Raw genomic sequence first — 20,743 nt, forward strand, 5'->3', positions numbered from 1 at the left:
TAAGATCCCATGTAGACGACATGGTAGATAGGCCAGGTGTGGAAGAGCCGTGAGGTTTGGAGCTGACTGGTACTAATAGATCGAGGGCTTTACTTAAGCAGGGCATTAGAAGATGGAGGAGCAAAGCGACGACAGATTCAATGCATCGCTTAGTTCGGAGCGTAAGATTTTACAAGGTAAAATCCACAGCGACGAACAAAGCAAAGGATATACAATAAGCAGACAATATGTGCAATACAAATATATATACTTCTATGTAGTTTTCAGAGTACAAACTCTGACAGATTCAGTGGCGATAGCTATGAGGATCCACCTGTTCCCATCTCGAACACAGTAGTTAAGCTCATAAACGCCGAAAGTACTTGGCTGGAGACGGCCTGGGAGGATAGGAAGTCGCTGATTAAACTAAAAGGCACACCAGAGGGTGTGCCTTTTTTGTTATGAATACCAATATGTAGAGTCCGACCAGGGAACTTGGGAAAAGCAGGGCAGTAGAAGATAGAGGAGCGAAGCGACGATAGATTCTCTGCATCACTTTCTTCTGAACGTAAGCAGAATAGCCTACTTGAAGGAACAGAGTGACGCACAAGTAGTGCGGAGTCGCTTATGTCGCGAAGTAAGGTTTTCCAAAGAAGAACCCACATGAGCGACTAAGATGCTTCGAAGAAGAATCCCCAGTGAAGAAGCAAGTAGGGTAATAGGGCGTAAAGGAGCAAAGCGACGTAGACGTCCATTGCATCAGATTCATCGGAGCATAAATTTGCTAAGTAGCAAAGTCAAATATATAGTGAGGAGTGATAGGATGTCGCTGATAGGATAACGGTATTTCTTATATTAGCGATAATATTATAAATAGTAGTATAATTAAACTATACTATTGCTTACAAAATAGACTTATACTTTTAATAATAAGGAGGCACTATGGCACAAGAAGTTACAAATCGTCCTTTGCGAGTAGCTATTCTCACCGTTTCTGATACGAGAACGGTAGAGACTGACAAAGGGGGCAATACAGTGGAAGCATTGTTATTGGCTGCAGAACATGAAGTATTACACAGAGCCATTGTCATTGATGATTATGAGGCCATTCGAGAGGCTATTATACCTTGGTGTATGGATAAGGCTCTGGACGTTATTATTACCACTGGAGGTACCGGTATTGCGTCTCGCGATGTGACTATCGAGGCCGTTAACTCCTTATTTGAAAAGCATATCCCCGGCTTTGGAGAAATCTTTAGATATTTGTCTTATACTGAAGATATTGGAACGAAGGCCATTGCTTCTCGAGCTGATGCAGGGGTTAAAAATAATACGCTCATTTTCTCTATTCCTGGTTCTGTAGGGGCTGTTACATTGGCTATGGAAAAACTGATCCTTCCAGAAATGCCTCATTTAGTGAGAGAAATTACAAAGTAAGATTCTAAAATTATAGAAAAGTAACGTCTTGTATAGATACTTGAAAATTTCATTGAATTATTAAGTTAAATTGTAAAATAAGCATAGACTGTTTTATTTACTATGCTATAATGAAAGAGTAAATATAGAAGCTTCATGTATCAGGAGGACATCCATGGCTTTTAAATTAAAGAGCAAAGAAGAAAAGTTTTTTAGCATTTTAGAAAATCATGCTGGACTTACTTATGAAAGTGCGGAAATGATGGAGCGTGTATTTAAAGGTGAAGTATCGAAAGAGGAAGCCTTCCTTGAAATCGATATGAAAGAAAAAGCTGCTGATGAATTAGTTAATGAAACAGTAGACAGATTACGCAAAACTTTCATTACTCCAATGGACCGCGAAGACATTCAACTTCTCATTGATCAGTTGGATACTACATTGGATAATATCAAAGAAATCATGGATAAAATGGTGATGTACAATGTAGGCAAACCTAGTGATGGCGCTATTCGCCTTAGCGAAATTGTCGTGAAATGTGTGAAGCACATTAATAAATCCATCGGTTACATGGGAAGCCTTAAAAAGGACCATGTAAAAGTTGAGGGCCGTGTACATCAAGTATTAAAGCTAGAATCTGAAGCCGATAATATTTATCATGAGGAAATGGCAAAGCTATTTACTCAATGTACAGATCCTATTGAAATTATCAAATGGAAGGAAATTCTCAGCTCCATGGAAGATGTAATTGATGGCTGTGAGGATTTGGTAGGTACGTTCCGCCGGGTAGTATTGAAATATGCTTGATCACTATCTCATTTGGGCCGTTGTATTTCTCTGTTTAGCATTCGACTATATCAACGGTTTCCACGATACTGCAAATGCTATTGCCACATCTGTATCGACTCGTGCATTAGAGCCGAGAAAGGCGATTATGCTTACCGCTGTACTTAACTTCTTAGGTGCTATGGCGAGTACAGGTGTTGCAAAAACTATAGGTGGAGACATCGTTATGTCCGCTAACCTAATTAATAGTGCTGTTATTTGTGCCGCTTTGATTGGTGCTATAACGTGGAACTTAGCCACTTGGTGGTGGGGGATCCCTAGTTCTTCTTCTCATGCCTTAATCGGTGGCATCATCGGTGCCGTAGGTATTTCAGTAGGTTTTGATGCGTTGAATGAACAAGGGATTTTGAAAATCTTCTTATCTCTCGTATTATCTCCTATGATTGCTATGCTTGGTGGTTTCATTATTATGAAATTGTTGGTCATAATTTTTGGTCGCTTTTCGCCCATTACATTGAATGATCACTTCCGCCGCATGCAAATCTTTTCCGCTACATTGATGGCCTTCTCTCATGGCTCTAATGATGCACAAAAGGCGATGGGGATCATCACACTAGCATTGCTTAGTGGTGGCTATATTGATACGTTAGATGTACCAATGTGGGTAAAAATCTCTTGTGCCTTGGCTATGGCTTTTGGTACAGCTGCCGGTGGTTGGAGAATTATTACAACGATGGGTACAAAAATCTTCAAATTAGAAACAATCAATGGTTTTGCTGCAGATTTAAACTCTGCTATCACTATTTTTACGGCTACATTCTTGCATATGCCTGTTAGTACAACGCATGTAGTGAGTGGCTCCTTACTCGGTGTAGGTTCTGCAAAACGGGTGAAAGCCGTAAATTGGGGTGTTGCAAGATCTATGGTTATGGCTTGGTTTGTAACGATCCCATTATCTGGATTGGTAGCGGCTATGGCTTATGTAATTGGTAATTTCTTATTTGGATAAAATAAATTTAATAGTGAATAACGTATATTAAAATTAAAACTACTATATAAATATTATTGATGTGGGTTGTGTAAGTTAAGCATTTATATATTTATATAGTAGTTTTCGTTTTTATTTATCAATAGACTGTATTACCTAGTTTATGACTGTAATTTTATGTAGGCATTACTAGAAAGTACTTTTCTCTACAAGTAGTAGATATTTTAATAAACTATACCAAACTATACCATTGCAGTATTGTTTGTGATGGTTTATACTTAAGATAGTAATACGTGAGTCCAACATGGACTGGAAAGGAGACCATATGAAGCTAAATCAAGCAACAGACTATGCATTTCGCATGGTTCTACACATGTCTGTGTTGCCTTATGGCGAAAAAATAACTGGTGCTGTATTGGCTGAGCAGCAAGTGATTCCAGAACGCTTTTTGCTCAAAATTATGCGTAGCCTTGTAGCGGCAGGGATTATGAAGTCGTTCCGCGGTGTAGATGGTGGTTTTGCACTTAATCGAGAACCAAAAGACATTTCTATATTCGATGTTATTACCGCTGTGGAAGGAAATGCGTATTTACAAAAGTGTTTATATGATGCTGGTTCTTGCTCGAAATCTTGTAAGGGGCAATGTGCTGTAAACGAAGCTATGCGAGGTATTCAAAAGAAACTTGTGGAAGATATGCAAAATGTTACTTTTGATAAGCTAGCAGCTCGTGAATTACAAATTTCAGAAGGTCATTAGGTGACAGAGCATCTGAGTTAGTATCAGGGACAAATCAAGTGTGTATTTGTAGTTAATTCTGAGGAGGAAGAAACATGTTTGAGGCATTGGATTTAGCTCGATTACAGTTCGCGCTAACATCTATCTATCACTGGCTCTTTGTTCCGTTTACATTAGGTATGACGGTCATTGTAGCTATTTTAGAATGGACCTATGTCAGCACTGGTAAAGAAGTGTACAAAAAAATGGCAAAATTCTGGGGTAAATTATTCCTTATCAATTTTGCTATGGGTGTTGTAACAGGTATCGTTCAAGAATTCCATTTTGGTATGAACTGGTCTGAATATTCCCGTTTTATGGGAGATATCTTCGGTGCACCACTCGCCCTAGAAGCATTAATGGCATTTTTCTTAGAATCAACATTTATGGGCGCATGGATTTTCGGTTGGGATCGTTTGTCCAAAACGACTCATGCTGTAGTTGCTACGCTTGTTGCAATAGGTACAAACTTATCTGCATTCTGGATTTTAGTAGCAAATTCTTTTATGCAGCATCCTGTAGGATATGTAATCAATAATGGTCGTGCAGAAATGGATAATTTTGCTGCGATTATCTCTAATGGTTACATTCCTGGTCAATATGCTCATATTGGTTTTAATGGCCTAATGACTGCTGGTGTTATTATTATGGCTGTTAGTGCATGGCATTTGATTAGAAAAAGCAATGTAGATTTTTATAAAACCTCTATTAAATGGGGCTTAGTCATTACTTTTGTGGCAGGCTCATTAGGAGCATTGGCTGGTCATCATCAAGGTCAATATGTTACAAAAGTGCAACCAATGAAAATGGCTGCGATGGAAGCTTTGTGGGAAACGCAAGACCCAGCTCCGTTTTCTTTAGTAGCTACTATTGATGAAAAGGGACAAAAAAATACGAGTGCTATTGAAATCCCTGGTGGATTATCATTCTTAACACAAAATTCTTTTACTTCTGGTAAAGTAGAAGGTATTAAAGATTTACAAGCTAAGGCGGAAATGGAATATGGTCCTGGTAACTATATTCCTGACGTAACATCTATTTTCTGGACATTCCGTATCATGGTTGCTGCTGGGTGCTTAATGTTATTAGTAGCTTTCATCGGTTTAGTAATGAATGCAAAAGATAAATTAGTAGAAAATAAAACATTATTAACTGTTATTTTCTGGATGTTACCATTGCCTTATATTGCGCAATCTACTGGTTGGTTTGTAGCAGAAGCAGGTCGTCAACCTTGGTTAGTATATGGTTTGCAAACAACCGCTGCTGGTGTATCTAAAGCCGTTACAGCGCCAGAAATTTTAACTACTATCATCGGCTTCACTGCAATCTATGTAGTTGCTGCGATTGCTGCGATTTACCTTGCTGTAGAGCACATTAAAAAAGGGCCAGATGGCAAAACGATTTATGATGTAGAAGAAAAAGAGGAGGCGAGATTATGGAACTAATTATGAGTAACCTCAATGTAGTATGGTTCATCTTGCTTTGCGTTCTCTTTGCAGGATTCTTCTTATTAGAAGGTTTTGACTATGGTACAGGTATTTTACTTCCTTTCATTGGTAAAACGGACGTAGAACGTCGTCAATTGATCAATGCATTAGGTCCTGTGTGGGATGGTAATGAAGTATGGATGATTACTGCTGGTGGTGCATTATTTGCATCGTTCCCACATGTATACGCTACTTTGTTTAGTGGCTTCTACTTGGCATTATTCTTAATGCTAGCTGTATTAATTATGCGCGGTGTAGCATTTGAATTCCGCTCTAAAAGTCCAAGCCGTGCATGGCGTACAACATTTGATTACTGCATTTTCATCGGTTCTATCGTGCCTGCTTTATTGTGGGGCGTAACAGTAGGTAACTTAATTCAAGGTACACCTATTGATGAGACGATGACATATGTAGGTACTTTCTGGGATTTACTTAGCCCATATACAGTATTATGCGGTATTGCATTTATCTTGTTGTTTACATATCATGGTGGCTTATTCGCATCTATTAAAACAGCAGGTCCTATTTCCGAACGTGCTCGTGCTGCTTCTTTAGTAGTAGGCGTTCCTACTGCTGTCGGGGCATTAGCATTAGTAGCTGCTACATATGTATATACAGACCTCTTTAACTCTGTATTAGCTATTGTATGTTTTGCAGCTGCTATCGTATTGTTCCTCATTTCTTGGGGTGCAACACGTACTCGCAATACGAAATGGGGGTTTGTATTTAGCTCCTTATCCGTTATTGCTGTAACAGTAGCTTACTTTGCAGGTTTGTTCCCACGTATTATGGTTTCTTCTTTGAATCCAGAGTGGAGCTTAACAATTACAAATGCAGCTTCTTCTGATTACACATTGTTATTGATGACTATAGTAGCCTTGATTTTTGTACCAATCGTATTGGCTTACCAAATTTGGGTATACTGGATTTTCCGTCATCGTGTAACAGAAAAAGATCTTCACTATTAATTCTATAGTGATATATTTATTAACTCAATACAATATACTTTCATAGATTTTGAAAGTATCATAAAGAGGCGTACTGTAGCGGTACGCCTCTTTTTTATGTTATGATGAGTATATATTGATAAATTTAGAATTGTTGTCATTGGAAACTATCTAGATGTATGGTTCTGTTATATGTATTAGATGCTAATACTATGATTAGAATCGTTGATAAAGGGAACACATATGATTCAAAAAACTGCTTTGCAGGTAATTCGCCAGGAACGGTCCATATTGTCCTTACTATTGTTGATGACTATATTGAATAGTTTGTCTATGGTAGGGCAGGCTTGGTATTTTGCTATGCTCATCAATAATTTTATTTTTTTAGATCATACTGTATATGATGAACAACATACGTTGATGATGCTCATCATTATGATTGCAATTCGGTTAGGTTCATTCTATTATATAGAACATTTAGCCGAGACATTGGGCGGGAGAGCAAAAGATATATTGCGTAAAAGAGCAATGACTCATCTTTTCTCATTAGGCATACAACAAAAGGCGACTCAAGGAGATACGATTCACTTATTAACAGATGGATTAGAACAAGTAGATGCCTATGTGGCTCGTTATTTACCACAAATTTTATATGCCGTTATCATTCCTCTAGTCATGGGGCTTGCTATTATCGATGCTATGCCAGTGATTGGGGTCATTTTAATTCTCACGGTTCCACTTATACCATTCTTTATGATTCTCATCGGTAAACAAGCAGAAAAAATGAATCAAGAACAATGGGAACGGATGAGTCTATTGTCAGGGCATTTTCTCGATGTCTTGCGCGGTATTATGACATTGAAAGTATTTGGTCGTAGTAAAGAGCAAATTGATGTTATTGGTAGACTATCGGAGGAATTTAAAGATTCTACCTTAAAGGTATTACGCGTAGCCTTTTTATCAGCTTTAGTGCTTGAAATGGTGAGTACTATCAGTACAGCTATTATTGCTGTTTACATGGGGCTGACTTTATTGGAAGGGGGCATCTCCTTTTTCCCAGCCTTTTTTATTCTTCTCTTAGCGCCTGAATTTTACGCACCTTTTAGACAACTAGGGGCAGCCTTTCATACAGGAATGGCTGGGAAAGCATCGCTTGAAAAATTTGATGCTTTTATGGCAACTGTATCTACATTGCCTAAAGGGGGGAGATTACGTATTACAGAGCCATTGGAGCACATCGAGTTACAGGATCTTACTTATACCTATAATGGTACTGATAATGGAGTACATCATATATCTTTGATAGCTAAGCGAAATGAACCTATTATGCTGGTCGGTGAAAGCGGGGCAGGAAAATCGACGATAGGTCATTTGGTAGCAGGATTTTTAGAGGCTCCAGGGCAATCTATTTTCATCAATGGCATGCCTATGAATGATCTATCTATGGACTGGTGGCGCAGTCAAATTGCTTATGTATCGCAGAAGCCGCACATTATGAATGGTACATTGCGAGATGTTATCGCCTTTGGACGCCCTGTAAGTGATGAAGAGATTATCAAAGCTGCAGAACAAGCTGAATTAACGTCTATTATAAAAGAAAAGGGCTTAGATTTCCTTATTGGAGAAGGCGGCGCAGGTTTGAGTGGCGGCGAATTACAACGTATTTCTCTTGCCCGTGCATTTTTACAACAACCTCAAGTCCTCATCCTTGATGAAGTGACAGCCCATTTAGATGTGAATACAGAGGCGACTATTGGGAAAGCATTGCAACGATTACTTCACGATAAAATAGTTATCCTTATCGGTCATAGATTAAAAACGATGCATTGGGCTAAGGAGCTATATGTTTTAAAAGCAGGTGCTATTGTTGAACAAGGTACTTATGAAGAACTATTAGGCAATAATGGGTATTTTCATAGTTTAGTGCAAGCGGGTATGGGCAATTATGTTACCTATGTAGATGATGTAGATAGCCTTACGTTGGAAGAAACTCAATCTGGAGGGGTGCAATCTAATCTAGTAGCATCTACTGATGGATTCGATAGTGATAAAGAGTTTATAGAAAAACAATGGGCATCAGCAGCAGAGGAGAACAGTAGATACTCAGAGAATCAGACAAGCTATGAAATTACTAGGCATCAACAGATATACAAAAATGGCTCTATTTTAGAGGGGTTACGTTTACTATTATCTGTACTTAGTCCTTCGAAATGGTCGCTTCTATTAGCCTTTATCTTTACTTTTTTGACGGTCTTTATGAATGTAGGCCTTCTTAGTGTATCTGCGTGGCTATTAGCTTCAGCTGCATTGCAGCCAGGTATTACCTACTTAAGTTTGGCTATTGTAGGTGTTCGCTTCTTTGGTATCAGCCGAGCCGTTAGTCGTTATTTTGAGCGATATACATCGCATAGAATGGCATTCCAAGGGCTGTATGGATTACGTGTCTGGTTTTATACTCATTTAGAACCGCTCTTGCCCGCTTTCTTTAATCGATGGGCTGCCGGTGATATGCTAGGTCGCATTATGGTAGATATTGAAGTATTACAGTTTTTTTATTTACGTACTTTAATCCCACCGTTGGCGGCTATTGTGTTGACTATTATCGTAGGTTACGGTGTAAGCACTATTGATCCAGTATTATCCCTATTAGTCGTTATAGCAGCGATCATAACGGGGATTGTCTTACCTTATGCGGTGTATCGTTATCATCGTCAATCATTAGAACTCATCAGTGTATGTCAGAGCTATTTAAAATCTAGACTCAGCGATGCCTTAGAAGGCATGGAAGATATTATTAGCTATAATAGGATTCCCTTAACTACGACTATATTGAGTCAGTATATGGATGATATAGAACATCATAAGGTGCATATTAGTAAAGGCATGAATCTCGGTAATACGGCTTTTATGGGGATTGTTCAAATTACTGTCATAGTGGCTGCTGTGATAGCTGCTAATGCTCTTACCGGTCCATGGGCTAGTGTTATGGTCGCAGTTTGTGTTATCGGTATTCAGGCTTGGTTTGAAGCTTTACAGCCTATGATTGTAGCTTTCCACCATGGTTATGAAAGTACCCTTGCCGTACGTCGCTTATTAGATATTAAGGAAGCTGCGCCAGCTATTATTGATAACCATGTGGTAGAAGGAAAAACGATGACTACCATGGATTCTATAACGATAAAGGATGTTTCCTTTTCTTATACGTCGGGGCACCCAATTTACAAACAGATGAATCTCACGATTCCTAAAGGACAGAAAGTAGCTATTGTAGGAGCTAGTGGCTCTGGTAAAACAACGTTGTTTAGTTTGTTGGAACGACTGTACGACTACGATGGGACGATTTTGATTGGCTCTACAGATTTGAAGTCGATTGCTATCGACTCGTGGCGTCAATTATTAGGAACTATTACACAGCAAACCTATATATTCCACGCTACTTTGGCAGATAATATACGATTGGCGAATCCTAAAAGTAGTGATGCCCATATTGAACGAGTCGTAGAGGCTGCAGCTTTATCTGATGTAGTGAAAGGCTTACCCTTAGGCTTAGAAACTATTGTAGGGAATGGCGGTGTAGGTTTGAGTGGGGGCGAGCGACAACGAGTAGCATTGGCTCGACTATTTTTGAAAAATCCGGATTTAATACTCCTTGATGAGCCCCTAGAAGGGCTTGACCAAGTGACACGAGAAACGTTACAACATCGGATTATGGAATTTACAGAACATAAGACGTTACTCTATATTACACATCAATTAGATGGCTTAGAAGAGATGGATCGCATCATATTTATGGACCATGGAAAGATTGTAGAAGATGGCACATATGAAGAGTTAATTGCCTTAAGAGGGCAATTCTATAACTATTGTCTCCTATCTATGGCTCGTATTTTATGATATAATTACACTGTTTGAAAGTATGCTATTATATTGTAGATAGCTAAATATATGGAGCGTATATGACAAAAATTTTCACCAAATTACGATCGCTGGTGGAAGACGCATTATCCGATCGAGGAACTACTACACCTACTGTAGAAATTAAAGAACCAGTAGTAGAGCCGGTTATAGAACGGGAATTAGTAGAACATCGATTGCTATATATAGAAGAAGATATGGTGAATCGCTTATTGCGTGCAGCCCTTAGACATCATTGGTTCTTTTATTCTGTGACCTTTGAATTTGAACCGAACAATCAAATCTTCTTGTCCATTATTACTAAATGGGGCAATGTGATTAATGTGGAATTCACCTTAGAGGATGTATGGTTTGATGATTATTCATCGTCTTTTGCCATCAAATTAGATACAAATAATATAGATACAGGGGGATTTATTTTAAATTCCGTTTTACACTTATTAGGAAACTGGTGTTTAAGCCTATTTGGCATTTTCTTTAATCCTATTTCTATTGGTGACCGTGGATCGACGATGCGGTTTGAGAAAAAGGGAATCATTCAATTTGATTTAGTCCCTAACTCTAAGATTAAAGCTTATATTCCTTTCCCTGAACGTCACGTAGGTAGTACAGGACCGATCTTGTTAGGTAATGCAAAGACAGGGCAATCGGTATTGCAATTGGATTACTATGCCTTTCATGATCCTGTAGATACGTTTACCTTGCCAGACGTACCGACAAGAACGAGTTGGGTTCGTTCTATAGACATGGCTGCTGTATTGTTATTGCCTATCGGTGTATGGATTACTTTCTTAATTTTGCATCACTATTTACCTACTGAAACATTAGAGTTTTCTTTTTCTACATACTTTTTAATTTCATTAGGTATTTTCATCATATCTTTCTTAGTTATGAACATACCTCGATACGTATATATGTATATAGATTCTAGAAAACAATGGCAAAGCGCTTTTGTACACAATAATATTAAGATACAGTTGCGCAAATTACATCGCCGTATATTCATGCAGCAATCCGTATTAGCTAACGATGGGGAAGAATGCAAAACGGCAGGCAGTGAAGAACGCTTGAAACAGTTGCTCTTACAAATCAGAAATAAACGATTCTTAGCGAATCAGTTGAAATTAGCTGATGATGATAGAGCTAGAAAGCAAAAAGTGAAATTTATCATTGCCTATATTGGTTGTACATTGATTGAGATTATGTTACTGATGAACTAAGTAGTATTTTGGTGATGTGGTATACAATAGAAATAAAATTGGCAACAAAAAAGCTGAGCTTATAGCTCAGCTTTTTTTATTTGTCTTTATTGCGGCGCTTTCTAATGGTTTTACTTGGTTTACGAAGATTTATATCTTCTGCAATAGTACTAGTATCCGTTGGCTCTGTTTTAGGTTGGTGCATAAACGGAGGGTAGCCATATTGGTTTGGCGTTGCTTGCCCTGGAAGGATCCAGAAGAGAAGTCCAATGAGCCAAATAAATAAGTCTAAAAAGTAATTTAGAGGCATTACTGCTATATAGGTGTTAATAAAAGTAATAATAGTAGCCCATAAAATACCAGCCCATCCGTTAAAACCGATGTCATGAATGCGTCGTGTAAATAAGGCACAAGCTAATGGGAATAAAATTGCTTGTAATAATCCGATAAGTATGCGCGTGCCCCAATAGGCTGGGAGAGTTACAATATAATCATATAGTCTATATTCGATAACGCTAATGCCGTAGTATAAGAACATAAGCGTCATAAATAATATAAAGTATTGTAGTCGGTTAAGTCGTCCTGTTAGATTGAAAATTGAATAGCCCATACGCCGTCCTTGAAAAGCAATAGCAAAGCCTACTAAACAGATAAGGAGTGTACGCAGAACTGGATAGAGTAGATCCATAAAATCCCCTTTATACTAATTACATCTATAATGTCTGTATATTTCAGTATAACATGAACACTTTATTTGGACAATTTTAGGAGCTCTGGCAATACTAATTCAAAAGCTATACCATGTTTCATTGATTTCACTTGTTCCATAGTCACTTGAATCGACTTTGTGGTGAAATTCATAGCTAATTTGGCAGCTTCTTCTGGTGTATAGCCTTTCATAATGGCTCCCGTTAAGACCGATGTAAATATATCGCCTGTACCAGTTGCTTTTACAGGAATCAATGGCAGCGAATGGGTTGTTACTGTGTCTGTTGTTCCCGTATAGATGGCGATTGTCGCATCTGTTGTTGATGGAATACTGGTGATGATTACCGTTTGAGGTCCCAATTTGTGCAAATTCCGACACATTTGATGGAGCTCTTCTTTCGTGATAGGATTTGTACTAAATGGTTTGTTAAGTAAGAAGCAGGCTTCTGTATAGTTCGGTTTAATAATATGGGCACGACTCGCAAGATGACGCATAGCTACTACCATTTCAGGTGTATAAATGGAATAGAGGCGGCCATCATCGGCCATGGCTGGATCGACGATAATCATTTTGTCAGCACCAAAACGGTCAATAGCTTCTTCGACGAGGTGGATTTGTTCCGGTGATGCTAAAAATCCACTGACGATAGCTTGGAAATCGATATCGTTTTTCTCCCAACAGTCCATAAAGGATTGTAAATGATCGGATAGATCCACTAATTCAAAATAGGGGTATTCTAAATGATTACTAAGGACCGCTGTAGCTAAGGGAACTGCTTGGCATCCCATGGCACTAATAATGGGCAGCATAACGGTTAAGGAGCAACGACCAATGGAACTCATGTCTTGGATGGTTAATATTCGAGGTACTGTGTGCATAGTAATCTCCTATCGATGTAAATGGTATCAAATCATGATAAATTGCAAAATAATAATTATTTTTACCATTTAGTTTATATTAATTCATTATGATTCCATCTTAATTCATATAGTATAATAAAGTAAAGAGTCTATTACATGGGGGATAGTATGGAAAAATTAATTGTAGGCCAATGGCTGGAACATAAAATTAACGAATATATTCAACAAATGCCTTCGGATGCCTCTATTTCATATGTAGTATTGCGCTTGTCTGATGAAGCAGAAACATCGATCATTGCTAGTGCCAAGGAGAATGCAGTCTATACAGGTGCTAGTTTAGAAAGTTTGGTCATCTTAGAATATGTATTTCATTTAGCCAAAGAAGGGCAACTGGATTTGCATGATACCGTTTCGCTACAACGGAGCCCACGCGTCGGTGGTCGAGGGGCTTTACAAGAGTTATTAGGCGTTCGTAGTTTCTCTTATTTAGAATTATGCCGATTTATGATTATTTTCGGTGACAATTGGGCTACGAATTTATTGATTACTACCCTTGGTATGGAATATATTAATGCACGAGCAGAACAATTAGGTTTATCATCTTTTACTTTGCATCGCTATATGATGGATGATAGTCGAACTTTTGTGGCCGAAGATAATGAAATCAGTGCCATAGATATGGCTCTGTTATTAGATCAAATCTATCGTTTGCGAGACACTGTAGAAGGTCGTGAAATGTGGACTATATTAGGTCGCCATCAATATAATGATATATTGTCCTTCCACTGGGGTGGAGATACGACTTTCCATCATATGACTGGAAGTGCAACTGATGTGGTATCTGATGTGGGACTAATTGAAACGATGAACGGCGATTTTGCTTTTGTTTTCATGGCACAACATATGCAACCTGATGAGGCCAAGCAATTAGGGGCTCGCATAGGTGTACTTATGAAAGAATTTGTAGAAGAGGCTTTGCCATAATATGGAGTGGACTTATCCGAAACGATTACGATTAGGCATGACGATTGGTTTTTGTCAGCTCCATCATGACTCGCCTTGGATCGATGAAGTTATGGTTAAGCTTAGAATCCTCTGCAAGGCACGAGGCTATGATGTATTCATAGCTAAATCGATGACGTATGAGAGTGATTTAGAGGATGTGAAACGAGCAGAACAGTTTCAATATATGATGACTACAGCTCCTTGTGATTTAGTAATTATGTTAGATGATATAGAGGCAGAACTTTCTTTTTTAGATCATTTAAATTATGAAGTTATCGGTGACTATAGAAAAGGCTTTGTCGGTCGTGGCCGATGTACAGGTATTCACGCTGCCCTCCACAAGCATTGTGGCTTAGTTACCTATTACGGACCATTTGGGCGAGAGTTAGTCGGGGCAGACCGAGATACAATAGATACGTTATTTGCTGCTGTAGAAGGAACACTACGGGTTATAGAGCCATTGCCAGAACCGCCGAGAGGGGCTATTGGAACTGAACTAGGTAGTGGCATATTGCTAGGCGGCTGTATGGAGACCTTAGGGCAGTTAACGGATACTCCTTATGGAGTAGAGGCATTAGTGAGGGCCAATGCAGAGGATACTATATTGCTCCTAGAAGATACTAGTTTACCTCACCATGATAGAGATGCTATTTTTAAAAGATGGAAGGTATCTAACGTATTAAACATGATTGCTGGTGTCGTCGCAGGACACATGTCTACGAATAAGGCGCTTTCCCACGGAATACCATGGAGAGATACTGAAGAAGATACCTGTGATATAGGAGATGCTGCGTTACGGTATATGGAAGAAGACCGTTCCTTTGATGACGCCGATCCCTTTGTGTGCTATGTATCTACTGGCGGTGATGGGCCGCGTTATACATTGCCATTAGGCGCAGATATTCATTTTCGATATATTTCTAATACCATTGTCATTTCACCATATACAAAGGGCTAGAAAGTTTTGACAGAGCAAGTAAAATCAAGGTAAAATAGATATATTATTAAATGTAAACAAAGCCGTCTTATGCAAGGCGGCTTTTATTCCGGTGGAGATAGATAATGAGTGTATTAACCGTATCCAATGTAACCCATGGTTTTGGGGCGCGACAAATATTAGATGATGCATCGTTCCGTTTATTAAAAGGGGAACATGTAGGCCTCATTGGGGCAAATGGGGAAGGGAAGTCAACCTTTTTAAATATCATTACTGGTAAATTACCTCCTGATGAAGGCAAAATCGAATGGTCCAATCAAGTGACAGTTGGTTATTTGGATCAACATGCAGTCCTTGAAAAGGGTATGACGATTCGCGATGTATTGCAACGGGCTTTTGACGATTTGTATGTTATGGAACAAGACATCAATGATGCGTATAACAAAATGGGCGAAGTATCAGACGATGAAATGAATCATCTTTTAGCACAAGTTGGGGAATGGCAAGAAATTTTAGAACAACGTGGGTTTTATGAAATTGATGCGGTTATTGAGCGCACTGCACAAGGGTTAGGTCTTGTAGATATAGGTCTCGATCGAGATGTGACAGAGCTTAGCGGCGGACAGAGAACGAAGGTATTGTTAACAAAGCTACTATTAGAAAAGCCAACGATTCTTCTCCTTGATGAGCCGACGAACTATTTAGATGTAGAGCATATTCAATGGCTTCAAAATTATTTGCAAAATTACGAAAATGCATTCATCTTAATTTCCCATGATATGGAATTTTTAAATTCTGTGGTTAATGTTATTTACCATATTGAACAAGCTGTTTTAACACGATATACTGGTGATTATCATCAATTCCAAGCTGCTTATGAAGTTAAAAAGGCACAAGCAAAAAAGGCTTATGAGCGACAACAACAAGAAATTGAGCGCATGGAAGACTTTATTCAGCGCAATAAAGCACGCGTAGCGACCCGAGGTATGGCTAACTCTAGGGCGAAACGATTAGAAAAAATGGAAATCTTGGAAAAGCCAAAAGAATATATTAAACCATCCTTTGGCTTTAAAGAAGGCCGTACACCGAGTCGATTTATCGTAGAAGCATTTGGACTTGAAATCGGCTATGATGAGCCACTAACTAGACCAGTGGACTTTCAAATTGAAAGAAATAAAAAAATTGCCATTCGAGGCGTCAATGGTTTAGGTAAAACGACATTATTGAAAACGATTTTAGGTTTACTGAAACCAGTAAGCGGGGAATTGGTAAAAGGCGAATTTTTAGAAGTAGGCTATTTTGCACAAGAAGATGCGCCGTCTAATTCAGTTACTGCCTTAGATTATATTTGGAATGAATATCCGTCTATGACAAATGCAGAAGTGCGAGCAGCTCTTGCTCGTTGTGGATTGACCAATGAGCATATTACATCCCAAATGCGCGTCTTATCAGGCGGGGAAAATGCGAAAGTACGACTTTGTAAACTAATGCAAAATAAGTACAATGTTCTCGTTCTTGACGAGCCCACAAATCACTTAGATATATATGCAAAAGAAGAATTAGCACGAGCGCTAAAAGAATTTAAAGGAACAATCGTTCTCGTTAGTCATGAACCAGAATTTTATGAAAGCTGGATTACAGATATTTGGAACATAGAAGATTGGACTACAAAAATCGTTTAGGAGGGGCCATGAATCACCGGGCACAAGAAGGGATTGAGCAATTTTTAAAGGCTTTATCCGTCGATATAGAGGCACCAGAGTTAGCTAAAACACCAGTTCGCGTGGTGGACTTGTATGAAGACTTGTTTTCTGGCATCGGTGTATCTACAAAAGAACTCTGGGGAGATATATTTCCTACAGACTATGCGGGCCTTGTAGCGGTTACCAATATTCCTTTTTATTCTATGTGTGAACATCATTTGATGCCCTTTTTTGGTACCGTAGATGTCATATATGAACCTCATAATGGTTGTGTAGCAGGACTTAGCAAGTTTAGTGATGTAATTGCTGTATTGAGTAAGAAACCGCAATTACAAGAACGATTGACGAAAGAAATTGCGGATGCCATTATGAATGACTTATCTGCAGAAGGCGTATTTGTACGTCTGAAAGCAACACAACTATGTATGCTTATGAAAGGCAATTTACCACACGGCTCTCAAGTTGTTACGATAGAAAGTCGCGGTGTATTAAACGAAGCAGGCGCTCTTCGTGATGAAGCGTTAGCTATGTTAGGAGGCACAGATGTATAAACGTAGAAACTTTACTTGGAAAGATGGTAAAACCTTACAATTATGTGATAGAACTCTTATTATGGGGATTTTAAATGGTACGCCAGATTCTTTTTCTGATGGCGGTCAACATAATACGCCAGAGCTCGCTGTACAGTGGGTACAGCAGATGATAGAAGATGGTGCCGATATTATCGATTTAGGTGTGGAATCGACGCGTCCTGGATCCACACCATTGTCTGCAGAAGAAGAGATAGAACGCCTCGGTGCACTTATCGATCCTGTCTTAGCTGCATCTACTGTGCCAGTATCAATCGATACGTACCACGCAAAGACAGCCGATTATGCTTTTGCTAAAGGGGCTCACATTCTAAATGATGTATGGGGGCTTCACTACGATCCAGATATGGCTGCTGTAGCCGCTAAATATCAAGTGCCTGTCATTATTATGCATAATAGCAAGGACACGGATTATGGTGATATTATTGAAGATATGAAAGCATTTTTCTTTTCTGCTATCGATAAAGCCTTAAAAGAAGGGGTGCCATTGCAGAATATCATCATCGATCCAGGTATTGGGTTTGGTAAAACAGAAGCGCAAAATATTGAAATTATGCAACGATTAGGAGAGTTGACAGCCTATGAATACCCTGTATTGTTGGCGCCTAGTCGGAAACGATTTATTGGAGCTATGCTGAATGGATTGCCACCAGAAGAGAGAGATGAAGGGACCGTAGCGGCTTGTATTACTGGTGTTTTCCAAGGTGTTGATATGGTGCGCGTTCATAATGTATTGATGCATAAACGAGCATTAGCCGTTGCAGATGGCTTGTTGCGTGCTGAATAAGAGGAGAACGTCATGAATACCATTGTTTTAAAAAATATGGCTTTTTATGGTTACCATGGCAATTTGACATCTGAAAAAGAACAAGGACAACGATTCTTCGTCGATGTAGAAGTGAAGGTAGATTTATCACGAGCTGGTCAAACAGATAATTTAGAAGACTCTATTAATTATGTAGAGATTTACGAACTAGTCGAGTCCATTGTGACTGGTGAAAGTCGAAATTTGTTAGAACGAGTAGGCGCGCTTATTGCAGATGCGATAGAAGGGCGATACGAACAAATTGTAGGGGTTTCTGTGACAGTGCGAAAGCCATCAGTTCCTATTGCAGGAATTCTTGATTATGTGGCTGTTGTCACTACAAGAGGAACTATGTAATGAATACGTATTACATTAGTGTAGGCTCTAATATGGGGGATAGACAAGGTTTCATTGATGGTGCTTATGCAGCATTACAAGATCACGAACAGATTGCTACCATAGAAACGGCGTCTATTATAGAAACAGAGCCTTGGGGGTATACGGAACAAGAGTCCTTTTTAAATACTGTGTGGCGCATTCGTACAGATTTGCAGGCTTCTGCTGTTCTAGCTATATTACAAACCTTAGAAGCAGCTGCCAATCGGCAACGGCATATTCATTGGGGGCCGAGAACCTTGGATTTAGATATTATTTATGGACTAGATGCAGCTGGTAAGGAAATGACTATTGCAGAAGAAGGTCTCACGGTGCCTCATTTGCATTTTTGGGACCGCTTGTTCGTGTTAGAGCCTTTACAGGATATAGCACCGGACTTTACTTTCAAAGGAGAGTCTATTAGTGAACGCATTGCTTATTTACTGACAGAGGCAGAGTAAGAACGTGCATTTATTACAGGGCCATAGTATAATAGAATCATAAATAGCTATATAGAATTGTTGTAATTTGGGAGATCTCAATGAGTGAAGTGCACCGTACAGAACGGCGAGTACCAAGAAAAAGAATACGAAGAGATAGGAAGAAGCGAGATCAAGCTATTGCCGCTGTGTGGATTAAGCGTGGCTTAGTGATTATTATGGTATTCTTTCTTGGGTTTCAAGCCTATCAGTTAGCAGCTATCTATCATGAAAAACAACAAATAGAGCAACAATTACAAGAATTGCGTATGCAAAATGATAAGCTAGAAGAGGAGAAAGCTAAATTACAAGATCCACAGGCTATTGAAGCGTTAGCAAGAGAGGAGCTAGGTCTTGTAAAACCAGGGGAAGTACCTTATGTTAAATAGATGTCATAAGGCTCATGTTATTTTGGAGTTTGAGTAGAGGTTTAGAGGTAGGAGGCTTTATGGCTATTGAAGTAGGTAATATTTTGGAGGGCACCGTTTCTGGTATTACTAAGTTTGGCGTCTTTGTCGATTTAGGAGATAAACAGACTGGTTTAGTTCATATTTCAGAAGTAGCCCACGGTTACGTTGAAGATATTAATACCTTGTTGCATGTTAATGATGCGGTGAAAGTAAAGGTGCTTTCCGTAGAGGGTAATAAGATTGCCTTATCTATACGACAAACACAAGAAAAGCCAGAACGGGTAGAGCAACGTTCTGAACGACGGATACAAAGTCGACAATCGGCAGAGGCCTTTGAAGCAAAAATGAAATCTTTTTTGCGCGATAGCAATGAACGATTGCATGATTTAAAGCGAAATACAGAAGGTAAACGAGGCGGCAGAGGCGGTCGCCGAGATTAAAAGAAAGAGATGGCAATTGCCATCTCTTTATGTGTATTATCGTATAGGAGTTATTATGAAGACAGCAGTTATAGATATAGGGTCTAATTCCATTCGTTTATTACTAGGAACTTATGAAGGAAAGCAGTGGTATAACGAAGGAAAACGATTGTGGACGACTCGATTGGGAGACCGAGAGAGTGGTGGCGAGTTAAAAGATACAGTAATGAACGCATCCTATGAGGTTTTTTCAGAGATTTCTGAGCTAATGGCTTCATATGGAGTGGAACGGAGTATAGCTATCGCGACTAGTGCTGTTCGAGAAGCTTCGAATGGTGGAGAGTTTTTAGAAAGGGCGAAACAATATTGCCCTACAGAATATCGCATTTTATCAGGTGATGAAGAAGCTTTTTACGGGTTTAAAGGGGCCTTACAAGATCGACTATCATCAGGAATGCACTATGGAATCATCGATATCGGTGGGGGAAGTACAGAACTAGCAGTAGGTTCTAAGGATGGTGTCTACTGGAGTCGTTCCTATCCGGTAGGAGCTGTTCGACTACAGTCATTATCTGAATCAGGACCGCAATCAATATGGGAAGAAACGAGATTTTTATGGGATCCTATGATGATAGAAGGGAACTTTGGCGATTTTGTGGGCATTGGCGGAACCATTACAACGCTAGCGGCTATTGATCTAAAAATGATTACTTATGTGCCAGAACAGATTCAAAATCATAAATTGACGAGAGAAGCAATTGAAGGGATGATTATGTCACTTCGGTATATGAGCCGCGAAGAACGATTGCAGGTGCCAGGATTGCAACCTGGTCGTGTAGACATTATCGTTAGCGGTGCAGAAATTTTGACGTCTTGTATGGATGCTTACGAAATACCGTATATTTTTGTTAGTGAACAAGATGGCATGGAAGCAATACAACAAGAGTTATTAGAAGGCTAA

20 protein-coding genes and 2 rRNA genes are annotated in these 20,743 nt (G+C 39.1%); 20 read left to right on the forward strand and 2 right to left on the reverse strand.

What is annotated here, in order from left to right:
- The 10 genes from NFR29_RS05250 to NFR29_RS05295 form a co-directional block, all read left to right on the forward strand.
- A 23S ribosomal RNA gene (locus NFR29_RS05250) occupies positions 1-97 on the forward strand; the annotation flags it as partial.
- A gap of 188 nt (positions 98-285) precedes the next feature.
- Positions 286-402: ribosomal RNA gene (gene rrf, locus NFR29_RS05255) — 5S ribosomal RNA — on the forward strand.
- Between the two features lie 519 nt (positions 403-921).
- Complete coding sequence (locus tag NFR29_RS05260) at positions 922-1,416, forward strand: MogA/MoaB family molybdenum cofactor biosynthesis protein (RefSeq protein ID WP_251424243.1); 495 nt, start codon at positions 922-924, stop codon at positions 1,414-1,416.
- A gap of 154 nt (positions 1,417-1,570) precedes the next feature.
- Positions 1,571-2,200, forward strand: a complete 630-nt coding sequence (locus NFR29_RS05265; RefSeq protein WP_251424245.1) for a DUF47 domain-containing protein — start codon at positions 1,571-1,573, stop codon at positions 2,198-2,200.
- Positions 2,193-3,188, forward strand: a complete 996-nt coding sequence (locus NFR29_RS05270; RefSeq protein WP_251424247.1) for an inorganic phosphate transporter — start codon at positions 2,193-2,195, stop codon at positions 3,186-3,188. The genes NFR29_RS05265 and NFR29_RS05270 overlap by 8 nt, the downstream gene beginning before the upstream one ends.
- A gap of 304 nt (positions 3,189-3,492) precedes the next feature.
- On the forward strand, positions 3,493-3,924 hold the full coding sequence (locus NFR29_RS05275) for an RrF2 family transcriptional regulator (protein ID WP_251424249.1): 432 nt from the start codon (positions 3,493-3,495) through the stop codon (positions 3,922-3,924).
- A 74-nt stretch (positions 3,925-3,998) separates the two neighbouring features.
- The gene (locus tag NFR29_RS05280; RefSeq protein ID WP_251424251.1) at positions 3,999-5,387 is read left to right on the forward strand and encodes a cytochrome ubiquinol oxidase subunit I; all 1,389 of its coding nucleotides are present in this window, start codon (positions 3,999-4,001) and stop codon (positions 5,385-5,387) included.
- Positions 5,378-6,397, forward strand: coding sequence for a cytochrome d ubiquinol oxidase subunit II (gene cydB, locus NFR29_RS05285; RefSeq protein ID WP_251424252.1), 1,020 nt, complete (start codon positions 5,378-5,380; stop codon positions 6,395-6,397). Before NFR29_RS05280 ends, cydB begins: the two co-directional genes overlap by 10 nt.
- Before the next feature lie 222 nt (positions 6,398-6,619).
- On the forward strand, positions 6,620-10,270 hold the full coding sequence (gene cydD, locus NFR29_RS05290) for a thiol reductant ABC exporter subunit CydD (protein WP_251424254.1): 3,651 nt from the start codon (positions 6,620-6,622) through the stop codon (positions 10,268-10,270).
- Positions 10,271-10,332: 62 nt separating this feature from the next.
- Positions 10,333-11,511 (forward strand): hypothetical protein, encoded by a 1,179-nt coding sequence (locus NFR29_RS05295; protein WP_251424256.1) that lies wholly within the window; start codon positions 10,333-10,335, stop codon positions 11,509-11,511.
- A gap of 76 nt (positions 11,512-11,587) precedes the next feature.
- On the opposite strand, the gene NFR29_RS05300 is transcribed toward NFR29_RS05295, so the two are convergent.
- Both NFR29_RS05300 and NFR29_RS05305 read right to left on the reverse strand, forming a co-directional pair.
- Positions 11,588-12,178, reverse strand: coding sequence for a DUF805 domain-containing protein (locus NFR29_RS05300; RefSeq protein WP_251424258.1), 591 nt, complete (start codon positions 12,176-12,178; stop codon positions 11,588-11,590).
- A 62-nt stretch (positions 12,179-12,240) separates the two neighbouring features.
- Positions 12,241-13,077: a pyridoxamine kinase gene (locus tag NFR29_RS05305; protein WP_251424260.1), complete on the reverse strand. Its 837-nt coding sequence runs from the start codon at positions 13,075-13,077 to the stop codon at positions 12,241-12,243.
- 150 nt (positions 13,078-13,227) lie between these two features.
- Here NFR29_RS05305 and NFR29_RS05310 point away from each other — a divergent pair, with 150 nt between their 5' ends.
- The 10 genes from NFR29_RS05310 to NFR29_RS05355 all read left to right on the forward strand — a co-directional run bounded on the left by NFR29_RS05310 (position 13,228) and on the right by NFR29_RS05355 (position 20,743).
- Positions 13,228-14,043: a serine hydrolase gene (locus NFR29_RS05310; RefSeq protein WP_251424262.1), complete on the forward strand. Its 816-nt coding sequence runs from the start codon at positions 13,228-13,230 to the stop codon at positions 14,041-14,043.
- Position 14,044: 1 nt separating this feature from the next.
- Positions 14,045-15,022: an LD-carboxypeptidase gene (locus NFR29_RS05315; protein WP_251424264.1), complete on the forward strand. Its 978-nt coding sequence runs from the start codon at positions 14,045-14,047 to the stop codon at positions 15,020-15,022.
- A 104-nt stretch (positions 15,023-15,126) separates the two neighbouring features.
- A complete protein-coding gene (locus tag NFR29_RS05320) occupies positions 15,127-16,683 on the forward strand; it encodes an ABC-F family ATP-binding cassette domain-containing protein (RefSeq protein ID WP_251424266.1) in 1,557 nt (518 codons plus the stop codon).
- An 8-nt stretch (positions 16,684-16,691) separates the two neighbouring features.
- The gene (gene folE / locus NFR29_RS05325) at positions 16,692-17,255 is read left to right on the forward strand and encodes a GTP cyclohydrolase I (protein ID WP_251424268.1); all 564 of its coding nucleotides are present in this window, start codon (positions 16,692-16,694) and stop codon (positions 17,253-17,255) included.
- A complete protein-coding gene (gene folP / locus NFR29_RS05330) occupies positions 17,248-18,081 on the forward strand; it encodes a dihydropteroate synthase (RefSeq protein ID WP_251424270.1) in 834 nt (277 codons plus the stop codon). Before folE ends, folP begins: the two co-directional genes overlap by 8 nt.
- Before the next feature lie 12 nt (positions 18,082-18,093).
- Entirely contained in the window at positions 18,094-18,456 is a 363-nt protein-coding gene (gene folB / locus NFR29_RS05335) for a dihydroneopterin aldolase (protein ID WP_251424272.1), read from the forward strand.
- Positions 18,456-18,935 carry a 2-amino-4-hydroxy-6-hydroxymethyldihydropteridine diphosphokinase gene (gene folK / locus NFR29_RS05340; protein ID WP_251424273.1) on the forward strand — a complete coding sequence of 160 codons (480 nt, stop codon included), beginning with the start codon at positions 18,456-18,458 and terminating at the stop codon, positions 18,933-18,935. Before folB ends, folK begins: the two co-directional genes overlap by 1 nt.
- A gap of 80 nt (positions 18,936-19,015) precedes the next feature.
- On the forward strand, positions 19,016-19,342 hold the full coding sequence (locus tag NFR29_RS05345; protein WP_251424275.1) for an FtsB family cell division protein: 327 nt from the start codon (positions 19,016-19,018) through the stop codon (positions 19,340-19,342).
- Positions 19,343-19,401: 59 nt separating this feature from the next.
- Positions 19,402-19,803 (forward strand): S1 RNA-binding domain-containing protein, encoded by a 402-nt coding sequence (locus tag NFR29_RS05350; RefSeq protein ID WP_251424278.1) that lies wholly within the window; start codon positions 19,402-19,404, stop codon positions 19,801-19,803.
- Positions 19,804-19,858: 55 nt separating this feature from the next.
- Positions 19,859-20,743, forward strand: a complete 885-nt coding sequence (locus NFR29_RS05355) for a Ppx/GppA phosphatase family protein (protein WP_251424280.1) — start codon at positions 19,859-19,861, stop codon at positions 20,741-20,743.

It is taken from the genome of Veillonella agrestimuris (assembly GCF_943193065.1).
Taxonomy (GTDB): domain Bacteria; phylum Bacillota; class Negativicutes; order Veillonellales; family Veillonellaceae; genus Veillonella; species Veillonella agrestimuris.

Coding starts and splice junctions, on each gene's coding strand:
- NFR29_RS05260 (WP_251424243.1), top strand. CDS start 922: ATGGCACAAGAAGTTACAAATCGTCCTTTGCGAGTAGCTATTCTCACC.
- NFR29_RS05265 (WP_251424245.1), top strand. CDS start 1,571: ATGGCTTTTAAATTAAAGAGCAAAGAAGAAAAGTTTTTTAGCATTTTA.
- NFR29_RS05270 (WP_251424247.1), top strand. CDS start 2,193: ATGCTTGATCACTATCTCATTTGGGCCGTTGTATTTCTCTGTTTAGCA.
- NFR29_RS05275 (WP_251424249.1), top strand. CDS start 3,493: ATGAAGCTAAATCAAGCAACAGACTATGCATTTCGCATGGTTCTACAC.
- NFR29_RS05280 (WP_251424251.1), top strand. CDS start 3,999: ATGTTTGAGGCATTGGATTTAGCTCGATTACAGTTCGCGCTAACATCT.
- cydB (WP_251424252.1), top strand. CDS start 5,378: ATGGAACTAATTATGAGTAACCTCAATGTAGTATGGTTCATCTTGCTT.
- cydD (WP_251424254.1), top strand. CDS start 6,620: ATGATTCAAAAAACTGCTTTGCAGGTAATTCGCCAGGAACGGTCCATA.
- NFR29_RS05295 (WP_251424256.1), top strand. CDS start 10,333: ATGACAAAAATTTTCACCAAATTACGATCGCTGGTGGAAGACGCATTA.
- NFR29_RS05300 (WP_251424258.1), bottom strand. CDS start 12,178: ATGGATCTACTCTATCCAGTTCTGCGTACACTCCTTATCTGTTTAGTA.
- NFR29_RS05305 (WP_251424260.1), bottom strand. CDS start 13,077: ATGCACACAGTACCTCGAATATTAACCATCCAAGACATGAGTTCCATT.
- NFR29_RS05310 (WP_251424262.1), top strand. CDS start 13,228: ATGGAAAAATTAATTGTAGGCCAATGGCTGGAACATAAAATTAACGAA.
- NFR29_RS05315 (WP_251424264.1), top strand. CDS start 14,045: ATGGAGTGGACTTATCCGAAACGATTACGATTAGGCATGACGATTGGT.
- NFR29_RS05320 (WP_251424266.1), top strand. CDS start 15,127: ATGAGTGTATTAACCGTATCCAATGTAACCCATGGTTTTGGGGCGCGA.
- folE (WP_251424268.1), top strand. CDS start 16,692: ATGAATCACCGGGCACAAGAAGGGATTGAGCAATTTTTAAAGGCTTTA.
- folP (WP_251424270.1), top strand. CDS start 17,248: ATGTATAAACGTAGAAACTTTACTTGGAAAGATGGTAAAACCTTACAA.
- folB (WP_251424272.1), top strand. CDS start 18,094: ATGAATACCATTGTTTTAAAAAATATGGCTTTTTATGGTTACCATGGC.
- folK (WP_251424273.1), top strand. CDS start 18,456: ATGAATACGTATTACATTAGTGTAGGCTCTAATATGGGGGATAGACAA.
- NFR29_RS05345 (WP_251424275.1), top strand. CDS start 19,016: ATGAGTGAAGTGCACCGTACAGAACGGCGAGTACCAAGAAAAAGAATA.
- NFR29_RS05350 (WP_251424278.1), top strand. CDS start 19,402: ATGGCTATTGAAGTAGGTAATATTTTGGAGGGCACCGTTTCTGGTATT.
- NFR29_RS05355 (WP_251424280.1), top strand. CDS start 19,859: ATGAAGACAGCAGTTATAGATATAGGGTCTAATTCCATTCGTTTATTA.